Genomic DNA, 13,925 nt, shown 5'->3' with positions numbered 1-13,925 from the left:
GCTCCCGGACGCGTCGTCACTGGGCATTGAACATGGTCGTGGCTAACGCCCGGTTGAGAGCATGGCCTAAGATCCGATGGGCTGGGCGTAGGCGCACCCGAGGCGAGGCCGATGTCACCCGGGAACCCTGTCGGTCTCCGGGTGAGGTCTCAAGAGTCCCGCTTCGGTCGAAGGGCGACGATGTTTCCCGTCTCGACAGAGTGATTGGCCCCAATCACCTCGGCGACCTTGAGGGCGAGCTGCTCGCGCTTGAACGGCTTGCCGATCAGGTGAACGCCATCGTCGAGCCGGCCGTGATGGACGATGGAATTCTCGGTGTAGCCGGACATGAAGAGCACCCTCACCTCCGGCCGGACCGCCTGGACGCGTTCCGACAATTCACGGCCCCTGACCTTCCCGGGCAGCACCACGTCGGTCAGCAGCAGGTCGACGGCCGCGGCGTTCGCCCCGAAGACGCGCAGGGCCTCCTCGCCGTCGGCAGCGTCCAGCACGCGGTAGCCGAGGTCGGCGAGGATCGCACAGGCGATCTCGCGCACCGCCGCCTCGTCCTCGACCACCAGGATGGTGGCCGAGCCGCGAGGAAGCTCGACCGGCGCCGCAGTCCGTCCACCGACCGCGGCGAGCTGGCCGATTGCCCGGGGCAGGTAGATCTTCACCGTCGTGCCATGACCAGGCTCCGAGTAGATCTTCACATGGCCGCCGGACTGCTTGACGAAGCCGAACACCATCGCGAGGCCGAGCCCGGTGCCCTTGCCGTCGGGCTTGGTCGTGAAGAACGGCTCGAATACCCGGGCGGCGACCTCCGGCGTCATGCCGTGGCCGGTGTCGGACACCGCCACCATGGCGTAGTCGCCCGGAACCACCTCGGCGTGGTGGCGGGCGTATTCGCGGTCCAGAACCTTGTTGCCGAGCTCGATGGTGAGGCGTCCGCCGCCCGGCATGGCGTCGCGTGCGTTCAGCGCAAGGTTGAGCACCGCGCTCTCAAGCTGCGCCGGATCGGCCATGGCCGGCCACAGCCCGGCGCTCTCGACGTAACGCACCTCGATGTGCTCGCCGAGCGTCCGCCGGAGCAGCGGCACGAGGTCCGGCATCGTCGCGGCGAGATCGATGGCGGCCGGTGCCAGGGGCTGCTTGCGCGCGAAGGCGAGAAGCTGGCCCGTGAGCGTCGCGCCGCGCTGGGCGGCCCATGCGGCGCGCTCGATGCGGGTCTGCAGCTTGGCGTCGCCGTCGAGCTTCGCCCGGACGAACTCCAGGTTCCCGAGGATGACCTGCAGGAGGTTGTTGAAGTCGTGCGCGATGCCGCCGGTGAGTTGCCCGATGGCCTGCATCTTCTGCGCCTCGCGCAGCACCCCCTCGGCCTGGGCGCGTTTGGTCATGTCGGAGATGGTCAGGACGAACCCACCATCCGGCATCGGCGTGCGGCGCAGCTCCAGGTGATGGCCGTCGGCGCGGGAGCGCTCGTACACGACCGCCTCGCGCGGGCCGGTGCCGCCATGGCTGACCTGGTCCCAGGTCTCCAGCACCGGCCGCCCTGTCTCCGCCGTGTGCTCGGCGAGGGCGGCGTACGACGTGCCCGGCCGGATCATGGCCCTGCGCAGGTCGAGCAGCACCTGGAAGCATTCGTTCCAGTTCGTCAGTGCCCGGTCCGGACCGAACACCGCGACGCCCTGGCTGAGGCTGTCCAGTGTCGTGCTCAAGCGCAATGCCAGGGTGCGCTGCTCGGCCTCGGTCCGGTAGGACCGCGACCAGGCCTGGTTGAGGAGGCGGGCCGCCCAGAGCAGCGCCAGGACGGCGAGGAGCGAGCCACCCAGGGTCGTCCAGCGCACCCAGGCGGCGCGGGCGTCGTTCTCGCCCAGGCGTCGGGCGAGCAGCGCCTCCTCATCGGCCAGCATGGCCGCGAGCGAGGTCTCGGCCTCCTTCATGTAACCGCGGCCGACGTCCGTGTTGACTAGGCGCCCGGCGGCCTCGACGCCGACGTCGCGGCGCAGCTGCACCGTTTGCGCGAGCTCCTCCAGCTTGTGCTGGATCACCGGGGCAAGGGCGCGCAGGCGCTCCTGCTGGGCGGGGTTGTCGGCGGTGAGCTTCTGGAGCTCGCCCTGGAGCACCCCGAGGCGGTCACGGGCGGAGTCGTAAGGGGCGAGGTAGTCGTCCTTGCCGGTGATGACGTAGCCGCGCTGCCCGGTCTCGGCATCACGCAACGCGATTGCGAGATCCTTCATCGTTCCCAGAACGCGGTAGCTGTGCTGAGACCATTCCCGGGCCTCGCGCGAGGCGTTGAGGCGCTCCCAGGTCACAATCCCGACCAGGGCGAGGATGGCGAGCAGCACCCCGAAGACGAGGAGGTTCGCGCGCGCGACGATGCGCTTCGACATGGATCTGGGTCCGCCGCCCGCGCCGTAGCCCGGGGTGGGCCGCGCCGCCGCGGAGCTTGCTCGAACGCCAAGGACTTGGAGTCGCGTGCGCGCTTGCAGGTACTGTCTAGCACGATGGCCGACGATTGCGTGCGTTTTGCGGAAGCGTCGCCGTTGCGACCGGACTAGATCCTCGTCTCCCCCGTTCCCGCCGGGATGACGTTTCGCAACTATGGGACCAGGGAGTCCAGGGGCCTCAGGCGCTCTCGCCACCTAGCACGAGCCGCAACGACCGGGCGAGCTCGTCGCGGCGGTAGGGCTTGTTCAGCACCGGTAATACGCCGCGCCCGATCACCTGCCCCTCGTCGAGGTTCGCCACGTAGCCCGAAGTGAGCAGGACCTTGATGCCGGGCCGCAGGCTCTGCGCCTCGACGGCCAGTTGCGAGCCGTTCATGCCCCCCGGCATCACCACGTCGGAGAACAGGATGTCGATGCGCTCAACGCCCCGGAGATGCTCCAGGGCCTCGGCGGCGTTGCGGGCGACGATGACCCGGTAGCGCAGCTCCTCCAGGCTTTCCACAGCCATGCCGAGCACCTGCTCGTCGTCCTCAACAAGCAAAACCGTCTCGCCCTCGCCGGCGCGGCGCAGGGGGATCGAACTCGCCGCACCGACAGCGGCCTCCTCGTCAGCCGGGTCGGTCGAGCGCGGGAAGTACAGGCTGACCGTCGTGCCCTGGCCGACCTCCGACTCGATCTGCGCGAACCCCCCAGCGCTGCGGGTGAAGCCGTAGACCTGGCTCAAGCCGAGCCCGGTCCCCCTGCCGACCTCCTTCGTGGTGAAGAACGGCTCGAACACCCGCTGGAGCTTATCCGGCGGGATTCCGGTGCCGGTATCCGACACAGAGATGACGACGTAGGCCCCGGGCGCCACCCCCCTATCGGCGACTGCGGCGGTCCCGAGGTGGACGTTGCGGCTCGTCACGGCGATGCGCGCATGGCGATCCTGGCCTTCCATCGCGTCCCGTGCGTTCACGACGAGGTTCAGCACCGCTGCCTCGAACTGCGCCGGGTCGATCCGGATCGGGTCGAGCGCAGGGTCGAGATCGAAGGTGAGCTCCACCGTCCCCGTCGCCGCCCGCTCGGCCAAGGGCCGGAAGTCCAGGAGCAGGCGGTTCGGGTTGAGCGTCTGCGGCCGCAGCATCTGCCGGCGGGAGAAGGCGAGGAGCTGCTGGGTCAGTTGCTCGCCGCGCCGGGCCGCGCCCATCGCCGCCTCGGCCAGGCGCTTGACGCGGTCGAGCTGCTCGGGCCGGCGCAGGATCATGTCGAGGCCGCCGACGATGACGGTGAGCAGGTTGTTGAAGTCGTGCGCCACGCCGCCGGTCAACTGTCCGATGGCTTCCATCTTCTGGGCTTGGCGCAGAGCCTCCTCGGTGATGCGCTGGTCGGTGCGGTCCATCAGGATGCCGGCGATGCGCAGCGCCGCACCGGCTTCGTCGCGCTTGACCTGCCCGCGCATGGCAACCCAGCGGACGGTCCCATCCGCGCGCCGGACGCGGCATTCCAGGTCGAGCCTGCCCGTCTCGGCGACCGCGGCGAAGGCCGCCTCGACGGCATCGCGGTCCTCGTCGACGACGTGGGCGAGGAAGCTGTCCCGGTCCCAGCCGGGTGCGCCCGCTTCGTAGCCGAAGATGGCGTCGAAGCGGGGCGAGCGGCGGGACGTGCCCGTGACGTAGTCCACGTCCCAGGACGCCATGCCGGCGGCATCGAGGGCGAAGGCCAGCGTCTCTCGCGCGGTTTCCACTTCCTGCGTCCGCTCGACGACGCGCCGCTCCAAGTCCTCATTGGCGTCCCGGAGCTGCTCCTGCGCGCGCTCGCGCTCCAGCAGGTGCTCGCGAGCCTGGTACTGGCGACGCCGGGCCCTCAGGGCCGAGGCCGCCGCGCTGGCCAGCGTCTCGGCGTTCACCGGGCGCTCCAGCAGGATCACGTTGCCGAGCCTTCCGAGCAGGTTCGCCGCGCGCTCGGGCCGGCGACCCACCTGGCGGGTGGCGAGGACGATGAAGGGGAAGTCCGACCAGGGCGGCTGCGCGTCGAGCCAGGCGAACAGGTCGTCCGGCCGTCCGTCGGCGAGCGCCTCCTCCGTGACCAGCGCGGCACCCGCGCCGGCCTGGAGGCAGGCGAGCCAACCCACCATGTCCGGGCAGGCCTCGGCGCGCGTGCCCGCCCGGTCCAGCACCTGCCCCACGACCTGGGCGTCGCGCCCGCGGGGCGACAGGATCAGGACGCGTTCCTCGTCCGCGACGGGGACGCTCACGCCTTGCCGCCTTCGGACGCGCCTGACAGCATCGCGACCCGCCCGTGATAGGCCGGCAAGCCCGTGAGCACGCCCTCGAAGTCGTCGAGCGCCTCGCCGACCTGCAACCCACCCTGGGACAGTTTCAGCTCGCGGATGGTGCGCTCGTGCGCGTTCACCCGGCTCTTCACCACTGATAGGGCGGTGCGGACCTGGCCCTTCGCCTCGAAGAACCGGAACAGCAGGATGCAGTCGCTGAGATAGCTCAGGTCGACGTCGCTGCGCACGTCGCCGACGATGCCGTGCTGGCCCAGTACCAGGAGCGTGGTGACGCCTTGCTGGTTCAGGTAACTCAGGAGCTCGTGCATCTGCAGGATGAGGTACTCCTCGCCCGGCATGGCATGCAGGTAGGCGTTCAGGCTGTCGACTCCCACGAAGGTCGAGCCACGCTCCTCCACCGCAGCCCGGACCTTCGAGGCGAACTCCCCTGGAGAGAGCTCGGCGGGATCGACCTGCGTGACGGTCAGCCGCCCGGCCGCGATGTGCGGGGCCAGATCCATACCGAGCGTCGCGGCCCGGACCAGCATGGTCGCGAGCCCCTCGTCGAACAGGTAGTAGGTCGCCGTCTCGCCGCGCTCCAGGGCCGCCAGCATGCAACGGATCGCGGTCGTCGTCTTGCCGACGCCGGAGGGTCCGAGCAGCAGCGTGTTGGTGCCCGGCACGAGCCCTCCGCCCAGCAGCAGGTCGAGCTCGGCCGAACCGGTCGACGTGCCCCGGGGATCGAAGCTGGCGTGGTGCTCGGCCGCGATCAGGCGCGGGAACGCCTGGATGCCGCCGGTCTCCAGCACGAAGTCGTGGTAACCGCCGCGGAACTTGATGCCGCGCATCTTGACGATGCGGAGCCGCCGCCGCTCGGCGCCGTACTCGCGCGGTGCCTGGTCCAGCGACACCACCCCGTGAGCGATGCTGTGGAGTTGCACGTCCCCCGTCTCGGAGGTCTTGTCGTCGAGCATCAGCACGGTGCAGGCGCGCTTGGCGAAGAAGCGCTTGAGGGCCAGGATCTGGCGCCTGTACCGCAGCGGGTTCTGGGCCAGCAGGCGGAGTTCCGAGAGGCTGTCGAACACGACCCGGTCGGGCTTCGTCCGGTCGACCAGCGCGATGACCTCCTTCACCGTCTCCCCCAGTTCGATATCGGAGGGGTGCAGGATCGACTGCTCGCTGTCGGGGTCCAGGCCCATCTCGTCGACCAGCTCGAACACCTCGATGCCGTCGAGCGTCCAACCATGGGTCGCCGCGGAGGCGCGGAGCTCGTCCGCGGTCTCCGACAGGGTGATGTAAAGGGTGCGTTCGCCCCGGGCAACGCCCTCACGCAGGAACTGCAGCGCGAGCGTCGTCTTGCCCGTCCCCGGCGTGCCCTCCAGCAGGTAGAGCCGGCTCGGCGTCAGACCGCCGCCGAGGACGTCGTCGAGGCCCGGCACGCCGGTCGAGATCCTGATCTCTCCACCAGGCGGCGGGCTGGTCGATGTGTCGCTCATCATGTCGGTCGGGCTCCGTGGCGACGGGCGGATCCCGGCGGGCTGACACCGTAGCGCTCGGCCAAGCCCTTGTCAGCGCTCGCTGCGCCGCATGGTGGGGATCCCCTGGAACGTAACGCGTGGCGGGTTGCGTCACCCGTTACGCGGCCCGCGCGAAGTCGTCCTTCGGAACGGGGCAGACACTCCGGGCATTGGGAACCATCCCGGAGGAGGCGACGATGACCGAGAAGAAGGGCCGCGGCAGCGACACGGCCAAGAAGGCGAACGCGAAGGCGAGCCACGAGGGCAAGTCGAACCCGCGCACATCCTCGTCGGCCCAGGCCGAGCTCGGCAAGAAGGGCGGCAAGTCGAAGTAGGCCACCTCGCCAGAGGGCCCATCCGCCGCAGGCCGCCCTAGGAACGGCGGTACCCATCCCACGTTGGCCGGCGAACCCGACACCAACGAGGAGCTACGACGGCATGGCCAACATGGACATCGGTACGATCTACGCAGGCGCGCTTCGCAATACGCGCGCCCTGGAGAAGCAGGGCCTGGAGCAGATGGAGCGCCAGCTTTCCGGCCTGGAACGCTACCCCGACTACGCCGCCGTCCTGCGCCGCCATGTCGAGACCACGAAGGGGCAGATCGACCGCCTCGACAAGGCGCTGGCAGCCGTCGGCGAGAGCGCCTCGACCCTCAAGGAGACGGTGACCAGCGTTGCCGGCTCCATCGGTGCCGCGGTGCACGCCACCGCCCAGGACGAGACCCTGAAGAACCTCTACGCGGGCTACGCCTACCAGTATGACCAGGTCGCGGCCTACCGCTCGCTCGCCGTCATCGCCGAACGCGCCGGCAAGTCCGACCAGGCTTCAGCATTCCGGGCATCCGCCGAGGAGGAGGTCAAGGCGGCGGAGGAGATCGCCGCCCTGATCGAGCGGGTGACCCAGACCTACCTCGACCTGACACTCGGCGGCTCCAAGGCCGATAGCTGACCTCGACCCTAAGGCGGCCCCGAGCGGGGTCGCCCAACACCCGAGCGGAGGCGAAAAATGGCCGGGACGGACGACCACGAGACGACCTACAAGGCGTTCAAGGAGGTCGTGAACATGACGGCTGCGGCCCTGGAGAAGCACCTCAAGAGCAAGGACAGCCAGTCGGTCGGGCAGAGGAAGGACGGCGGCGAGGCGACGGGCCATGTGGAGGGGCGGCGCATCGTCGAGATGCTTCACAAGAACAAGTCCGAGTTGTCGGAAGACGATTACGGGCACATGCGCAAGGTCGTCGGCTACGTGCACCGCCACCTCAAGCAGGGCGGCCCGAAGGACAAGGACGCGGTGAAGGACTCGCCCTGGCGGCTGTCGCTGATGAACTGGGGCCACGACCCGCTGAAGGAAGCCTGAGGCATGGACGACCCGACGCCGGTGGCCGTCACCGTCGAGGCCTGCGGCGAGAGCCACGGTCAGTATCGTTGGCACCTGACCGACGCGGACGGCGTGTCCATCCGCGTCTCCCCGGAAGCTTATGCTTCCGCCGAGGATGCCTCCGACGCCGGGCGAACGGCCCTGGAAGCGTTCGGGTCGGTTGCCCAGGCTTGAACGACAGGAACGAAGTTGCGACGGCGCGCCGCAGCAAAGCTTCAGGGCCTTGCGTGTGGATCCATATACCGGTCGCGCGCCATTAAATCGATCTACACCGACATGGCCCAACATGGGGATTCGAACGTCCCCGGGGCCGCCTCATGCTCACCGTCGTCGGATGCCTTGTCGAGGCCCATGATTTCCGCCTCGTCGCGCTCGCGGCGGCCATCTGCGCGCTCTCGGCCCTGACAACGGTTTGCCTAATCAGCCACGCGAGCCGGGCGAGGGCTTGGGCGCAGGCCGGCTGGCTCGCCGTGGCGGCAACCGCCGGCGGCTCCGGCATCTGGGCGACCCATTTCATCGCCATGCTGGCCTTCGCACCGGGCGTGCCGAGCGGCTACGACGTCGCGCTCACCGGCATTTCCCTCGTCATCGCCGTCGCGCTGGCTGGGTCCGGGCTCTCGCTCGCGGTGCTGGTGGGAGGGCGCACGGCCGCCTGGGCCGGGGGCGCCATCCTCGGCTTCGGCATCGCCGCGATGCACTACACCGGCATGGCCGCCTACGACGTCGCCGGGCACAAGACCTGGGACCCGGCCACCGTCGCCGTCTCGCTCGCGCTCGGCGGCATCCTGGGCGGCGCGGCGCTGGTGGCACAGGTAGGGGCCCGCGGCCTCGTCCGGCAATTGCCGGCGGCCCTGCTGCTGCTGCTGGCCATCTGCAGCCATCACTTCACCGCCATGGGCGCCGTCACCATAACGCCCGACCCGACGCTCGCCGTTTCCGAGGCGGCGGTCCCGAACGCATGGCTTGCCGTCGCGGTCGCGCTCGCGAGCTTCGCCATCCTGCTCCTGGCGGCCGCCGCCCTGACCCTCGACGTGCGCGACCGAGGTCACGCGCAAGTGGAGGCCGACCGCCTGCGCAGCCTCGCCAACGCAGCGGTCGAAGGGCTCGTCGTCTGCACCGGCGACACCATCGTCAGCGCGAACCGGGCCTTCGCTAAGCTCGTCGGCCTGCCGCAGGCCGCGCTCGCGGGCACGGCGCTGTCGGCGCACCTGCCCGGCGACACCGCCCGCCTCGCCCTGGCGAGCCATCCGGAGCGGCCGGTCGAGGCCGAGCTCCGGCTGGCCGACGGTGCCCTGGTGCCGGTCGAGATCATCATGCAATCGGTCGAGTATGGCGGGCGCCCGCACTTCGCCGTCGCCGTGCGCGACCTGCGGGCCCGCCGCCAGGCCGAGAGCCAGATCCAGTTCCTTGCCCACCACGACGCGCTCACGGGGCTGGCCAACCGCGCCAGCTTCGCCAAGCGCATCGACCAGGAGCTGCGCGCCGCGGACGCGAGCGGGCGCAAGCTCGCGGTGCTGTGCCTCGACCTCGACCGCTTCAAGGAGGTCAACGACTTGTTCGGCCACGCCGCCGGCGACGCCATGCTGGAGAGCGTCGCCCGCATCGTCTCAGCCGAGCTCGACGACACGCAGATGATGGCCCGCCTCGGCGGCGACGAGTTCGCCGTCCTGATGCCGTGCGCGGGGCCATCCGAGGCCGGCCGCCTCGCCGAGCGCATCCTGGAGGCGCTTCGCGCCGGCAGGACGGACGGTGGCGGGCCACAGATCGCGACCAGCATCGGCATCGCCCTCTATCCGGACGATGCACAGGAGCGGGCCGCTCTCCTGAGCTACGCCGACACCGCTCTCTACCGCGCCAAGTCGGAAGGGCGTGGCACCTACCGCTTCTTCGAGGCGAAGATGGGCGTCGAGGTGCGCGAGCGCCGCCTGCTGGAGCATGACCTGCGCCACGCCGTGGCTCGCGGGGAGATGCAGCTCGTCTACCAGCCCCAGACCGACGTCGGCACGGGCGAGGTCATCGGCTTCGAGGCGCTGCTGCGCTGGAAGCACCCCGAGCGCGGCTATGTCTCGCCAGCGGTGTTCATCCCCATCGCCGAGGAGAGCGACGCCATCCTGCAGATCGGCGAGTGGGTTCTGCGCGAGGCCTGCCGCGAGGCCGCGACCTGGCCGCAACCGCTCGCCGTCGCGGTCAACGTCTCGGCGGTGCAGATCCACAGCCCCCACCTCGTCGGCCTGGTACACGAGGTGTTGCTCAAGACCGGGCTTGCGCCATACCGGCTTGAGGTCGAAGTGACCGAGACGGCGCTGATCAGCGACCCGAACCGGGCGCTGCTGACCCTTCGGCAGTTGAAGGCGCTGGGCCTCCGCATCGCCATGGACGATTTCGGCACGGGCTACTCGTCCCTTTCGAACCTGCGCTCGTTCCCGTTCGACAAGATCAAGATCGACGGCTCGTTCGTGCGCTCGGTCGACAGCAACGAGCAGACGGCGGCCATCGTGCGCTCGGTCCTTGGCCTGGGCCGCGGCCTCGGGCTTCCGGTCCTAGCCGAGGGCGTCGAGACGGAGGCGGAGCTCGGCTTCCTTGTGGCCGAGCGATGCCACGAGGCACAGGGCTACCTGATGGGACGGCCGTCGCCCATCGGCGAGTTCGCCCAATACACGCATGGCACGATTCCGCTCATCGCCGACGCCCGAAAACGCGCCTGAGCATACCGGCGAGGGGCAAGCGTCAACCTCGCTCGCGTAAGGAGAGGGATCTCAGGGTCGGTTCGGGCAGCAGGCGGGCCTGGGGAAGCGGAAACACGACATCCCCCACGATCCCCCACGCGCGCCCCGCACCTGAGGAACGCCGCGTCGGACCCGGCCAGGGCCATGCCCTGCGGCAGCGCCGCGTCGGCGTCGGCCGGCATGACCCTGTCGCAGGCGGCGCCCGGCGCGAGCCGGCTCAGGATGTCGAGGTAGATCTCACCGGAGGAGCGGCCGACGCTCCCGGGCACGAGGGATCGAATCCTCGAACGGGATGGGTTCACGGGCGCAAGGTTCCCTCGGTGTCCGCATGGCAGGCCGATCCATCACCGCAGGTCGTCGGTCCCCACGGCAGAGCGGGCGGCCGCGATGACGCCCAACGTCTCGCGCCAGGCGCCGGACCTCCTGGCCTCGACCTCGAAGGACTGGGACCTCCGGAACGGCGCGACCTGCAAGTCCAATATGGCCGACGACGGTCGGAAGGCCGTCATTTCGTCCAACTGCCGTATGTAGGGGCGGCCCACCTCAATCCTCTCCAGGCGACCCCGTTCACCCGGTTCGTCTCGATGCCCTCCGCCATGGGACGTGCCAACATCAACCTCGGTCGCGCCCGGATGTTTTGCCCCGGGCGAGCGGCGTCATGCTCGGGATGGCTACGGCTTCAGGACTGGCCTTCCGCCACGCCGAGCCCTCCCGTCACCACGCCCCGGACGCATTCAGTACGCAAGCGGACCGCCGGTCATCCTGGCCCTGCGGGACGAAGGAGCGCATCCCCGGCCGCCACCTGCCGTTGCAACCGGGTCTCTGGTCGGCGGTTCTGCAAACGTGTGCCTGGACGCGGCTTCGCGCGAGGTTTTTCGAGCCGGTTCACGACGGCTGATCCTGGAGGGGCGGGGTGGCCGTGCGAGACGGGTTGAAGCTGGGTACGGTCGACCTCAGGCTGCTGCAGGCGGCCGTCGAGGCGACCGGGGAAGCCATCTTGATCACCTCGGGCGACCTCGACGAGCCAGGCCCGCGCATCGAGTACGCCAACCCGGCCTTCACCCGCATGACCGGCTATGCGGCCGACGAGGTCGTGGGGCGCTCACCCCGCTTCCTACAGGGTCCCGGCACCGACCGGTCCGTCCTGGACGGACTGCGCGCCTCGCTTGAGGCCGGCGAGACGGCCCAGGGCGAGGCGCTTAACTACCGCAAGGACGGATCGGCCTACATGGTCGAGTGGCTGATCACGCCGGTGTGCGACGCCGGCGGTCAAGTCACGAACTGGGTCTCGGCGCAGCGCGACGTCACCGGGCGGCGCGCCGGCGAGGACCGCCAGGCGCTGCTGGTGCGCGAGCTCCACCACCGGGTGAAGAACACGCTGGCGACGGTGCAGGCGGTGCTGAACGCGACGATGCGCTCCTCGCTCTCGGCCACCGAGTTCACCCGCGCCCTGTCGGGCCGGATCTCCTCCCTGGCCCGGACGCACGCGCTGATCACCGAGAATCTCGACTAGGCCGCCTCGTTCGAGGGGTTGCTGAGGGCCGAACTCGACCCCTACGACGAGCGCGGGCGCCTGACCCTGGACGGGCCGAGGGTCGTCCTGCCGTCCGAACTCGCCGTGCCCGTGGGCATGGCCCTGCACGAGTTGACCACCAACGCCCTGCGGCACGGGTCGCTCGCGGACCCGAACGGCAGGCTTCAGGTGACCTGGCGCATCGAGGACCGGGGCTCCGGCCGAGGCTTGCGCTGGGACTGGGCCGAGCACGACGGCCCACCGGCCATGCATCCCACCCGCGAGGGCTTCGGCCACCGCCTCCTCAACAAGATCCTGGCCGCGCAGACGGGCGCCGAGGTCGACGTCGCCTTTGCCCCGGACGGGTTGCAGGTCTCCGTCCGCATGCCGTTGCCCGCACTGGCGGAAGGAGGATCAGGGACGGATGACCAAGGCACCTAGGACACCCGCTCGGGCAATGGCGCCTCAAACGTGAACACGACGCCGCCCGGTCGGTACTCGATCCTGGCCCGGCCTCCGAGTTCCATCGCGAGCGCCCGCTCGATCATGCGCGAACCGAAGCCGTTCCGCGCCGGCTTCGCGACGGGTGGGCCTCCGAGCTCCTCCCAACGCAGCCACAGGTGGGCCAGATGCCGCCCTTCGTCGAGGCCCCAATCCAGGACCACGCGGCCCGCGTCGTTCGATAGCGCACCGTACTTCACGGCGTTCGTCGCCAACTCGTGCAGCGCCAGCACGAAAGCGAGGCTGGCGCGCGGCGACAGCCACACCTGCGGGCCGGCGACGGTGAAGCGCCTGGCCGACCCGCTCCGGAACGGCTGCAGGGCGCGCTCGACGATTTCGCCGAGGGTCGCCCCTTCCCAGCTCTCGCGGGTCAGCGCGTCATGGGCCGCCGCCAGGGATGCCAGGCGCGCGTCGAGCGTCTTGCGCGCCTCGTCCAGGCTTGCCGCGTTACGCAGCGTCTGGTGGGCGATGGATTGCATCGTCGCCATCGAGTTCTTGACCCGGTGGGTGAGCTCGCCCGCCAGCAACTGGCGCTGCTCCTCGACGCGCCTGCGCTCCGTGACGTCGATGGACACTCCGGCCATGCTCACCGGGCTGCCGTTCGCGTCGTAGAACGTCTGCCCGCGGACGTGCACCCAGCGCTCCTCGCCCGACGGCGTGCGCACCCGATACTCGATGTCGTAATCCCCGTGCCCGGCGATGGACTCCCGCACCGCCTCCTCCATCCGCTCCCGGTCGTCGGGTACGACGGCGGCCAGCAGGTCATCGTAGCCGAACGGATCGGCGACGTTCCGGCCGAAGTTCTCCTTGCAGATGTCGGAGGCCTCAAGCCGCCGGTCGGCGAGGTCGAGGGTCCAAGAGCCGATCCGCCCGGCCTTGAGGGCGAACCGCATCCGCTCCTCGGTGCGGGCGAGCTCGACCTTGCGGCGCGCCACCTCCCGCCCGCGGACCGCAAGGTCGTCCTGGAGACGCACCAGCTTGTCCCGCTCCAGCGTGACGTCAAATTGCGAGGCGAAGAAGTGGGTCAGCACGCCGGCTCGGTCGAACACCGGCGAGACCAGCAGCCGGTTCCAGAAGACCTCGCCGGACTTCTTGTGGTTGAGCAGTTCGAGCTCGATGGGCTCGCGCCGCTCGATAGCGTCCCGTATGCGGGCGACGTCGTACCGGTTGGTCTCCGGACCTTGGAGGAACCGGCAGTTCCGGCCGAGGATCTCCTCGTTCGCGTAGCCGGTGAGTTTCGTGAAGGCGGCGTTGGCGAACACGATGGGGTTGTCGGGCCGGTTCGGGTCCGTGACGATCATCGGCATCCGCGTCGCGCGTACCGCAGCGGCGAACGGATCGGAGCTAGCGTCCGAGCGCGTCAGTTCGGCCGTGATGCAGTCGTGTTCCCGGAAGTCGGTCAAGACATCGTCGCCTGACGTGGCGCCACCTCGGGCCCGCCGTTCGGCGTGACCGTAGCACAGGCGAGCCCTGGGGCGGAGAGCCCCGACGTGATCGCGCACGTCATGCACAAGGCTGGCTTCGCCCGGCCGCAAACGGGCGCTTGCTGGCCTTCCGACCCTGCGCGCCCCGGCACCGGCCTCGGGGACGGCCGGGCCAGGGAGGCGG

At 70.0% G+C, this 13,925-nt stretch carries 11 protein-coding genes; 7 read left to right on the top strand and 4 right to left on the bottom strand.

The window, feature by feature from the left end; translation table 11 throughout:
- Window positions 1-149: 149 nt before the first annotated feature.
- The 3 genes from BKE41_RS02980 to BKE41_RS02970 form a co-directional block, all read right to left on the bottom strand.
- On the bottom strand, window positions 150-2,372 hold the full coding sequence (locus BKE41_RS02980; protein WP_059407770.1) for a CHASE3 domain-containing protein: 2,223 nt from the start codon (window positions 2,370-2,372) through the stop codon (window positions 150-152).
- Window positions 2,373-2,607: 235 nt separating this feature from the next.
- The gene (locus BKE41_RS02975) at window positions 2,608-4,662 is read right to left on the bottom strand and encodes a PAS domain-containing hybrid sensor histidine kinase/response regulator (protein WP_059407772.1); all 2,055 of its coding nucleotides are present in this window, start codon (window positions 4,660-4,662) and stop codon (window positions 2,608-2,610) included.
- Window positions 4,659-6,176 carry an ATPase domain-containing protein gene (locus tag BKE41_RS02970; RefSeq protein WP_059408269.1) on the bottom strand — a complete coding sequence of 506 codons (1,518 nt, stop codon included), beginning with the start codon at window positions 6,174-6,176 and terminating at the stop codon, window positions 4,659-4,661. The genes BKE41_RS02975 and BKE41_RS02970 overlap by 4 nt, the downstream gene beginning before the upstream one ends.
- A gap of 218 nt (window positions 6,177-6,394) precedes the next feature.
- Here BKE41_RS02970 and BKE41_RS31530 point away from each other — a divergent pair, with 218 nt between their 5' ends.
- The 7 genes from BKE41_RS31530 (at window position 6,395) to BKE41_RS31935 (ending at window position 12,257) form a co-directional block, all read left to right on the top strand.
- On the top strand, window positions 6,395-6,532 hold the full coding sequence (locus tag BKE41_RS31530; protein WP_185156782.1) for a hypothetical protein: 138 nt from the start codon (window positions 6,395-6,397) through the stop codon (window positions 6,530-6,532).
- A gap of 103 nt (window positions 6,533-6,635) precedes the next feature.
- Window positions 6,636-7,148, top strand: a complete 513-nt coding sequence (locus BKE41_RS02965) for a DUF892 family protein (protein WP_059407774.1) — start codon at window positions 6,636-6,638, stop codon at window positions 7,146-7,148.
- Window positions 7,149-7,205: 57 nt separating this feature from the next.
- A complete protein-coding gene (locus BKE41_RS02960; RefSeq protein WP_059407776.1) occupies window positions 7,206-7,556 on the top strand; it encodes a DUF3140 domain-containing protein in 351 nt (116 codons plus the stop codon).
- A 3-nt stretch (window positions 7,557-7,559) separates the two neighbouring features.
- The gene (locus tag BKE41_RS02955) at window positions 7,560-7,751 is read left to right on the top strand and encodes a hypothetical protein (protein WP_059407778.1); all 192 of its coding nucleotides are present in this window, start codon (window positions 7,560-7,562) and stop codon (window positions 7,749-7,751) included.
- A gap of 143 nt (window positions 7,752-7,894) precedes the next feature.
- The gene (locus BKE41_RS02950) at window positions 7,895-10,282 is read left to right on the top strand and encodes an EAL domain-containing protein (protein ID WP_059407779.1); all 2,388 of its coding nucleotides are present in this window, start codon (window positions 7,895-7,897) and stop codon (window positions 10,280-10,282) included.
- A gap of 952 nt (window positions 10,283-11,234) precedes the next feature.
- A complete protein-coding gene (locus BKE41_RS31940) occupies window positions 11,235-11,816 on the top strand; it encodes a PAS domain-containing protein (protein WP_245295893.1) in 582 nt (193 codons plus the stop codon).
- A gap of 18 nt (window positions 11,817-11,834) precedes the next feature.
- Window positions 11,835-12,257: a sensor histidine kinase gene (locus BKE41_RS31935; protein ID WP_244612615.1), complete on the top strand. Its 423-nt coding sequence runs from the start codon at window positions 11,835-11,837 to the stop codon at window positions 12,255-12,257.
- Here BKE41_RS31935 and BKE41_RS02935 read toward each other — a convergent pair.
- The gene (locus BKE41_RS02935) at window positions 12,254-13,720 is read right to left on the bottom strand and encodes an HWE histidine kinase domain-containing protein (RefSeq protein WP_059407784.1); all 1,467 of its coding nucleotides are present in this window, start codon (window positions 13,718-13,720) and stop codon (window positions 12,254-12,256) included. The two genes, BKE41_RS31935 and BKE41_RS02935, sit on opposite strands and share 4 nt — an antisense overlap.
- Window positions 13,721-13,925 lie beyond the last annotated feature (205 nt).

Origin of the sequence: Methylobacterium sp. C1 (assembly GCF_001854385.1) — a bacterium.
In the GTDB taxonomy this organism is placed as follows: Bacteria; Pseudomonadota; Alphaproteobacteria; order Rhizobiales; family Beijerinckiaceae; genus Methylobacterium; species Methylobacterium radiotolerans.
This window is presented reverse-complemented; position numbering and strand designations above follow the sequence as displayed.

Coding starts and splice junctions, on each gene's coding strand:
- BKE41_RS31530 (WP_185156782.1), top strand. CDS start 6,395: ATGACCGAGAAGAAGGGCCGCGGCAGCGACACGGCCAAGAAGGCGAAC.
- BKE41_RS02960 (WP_059407776.1), top strand. CDS start 7,206: ATGGCCGGGACGGACGACCACGAGACGACCTACAAGGCGTTCAAGGAG.
- BKE41_RS02970 (WP_059408269.1), bottom strand. CDS start 6,176: ATGAGCGACACATCGACCAGCCCGCCGCCTGGTGGAGAGATCAGGATC.
- BKE41_RS02955 (WP_059407778.1), top strand. CDS start 7,560: ATGGACGACCCGACGCCGGTGGCCGTCACCGTCGAGGCCTGCGGCGAG.
- BKE41_RS02980 (WP_059407770.1), bottom strand. CDS start 2,372: ATGTCGAAGCGCATCGTCGCGCGCGCGAACCTCCTCGTCTTCGGGGTG.
- BKE41_RS02965 (WP_059407774.1), top strand. CDS start 6,636: ATGGCCAACATGGACATCGGTACGATCTACGCAGGCGCGCTTCGCAAT.
- BKE41_RS02950 (WP_059407779.1), top strand. CDS start 7,895: ATGCTCACCGTCGTCGGATGCCTTGTCGAGGCCCATGATTTCCGCCTC.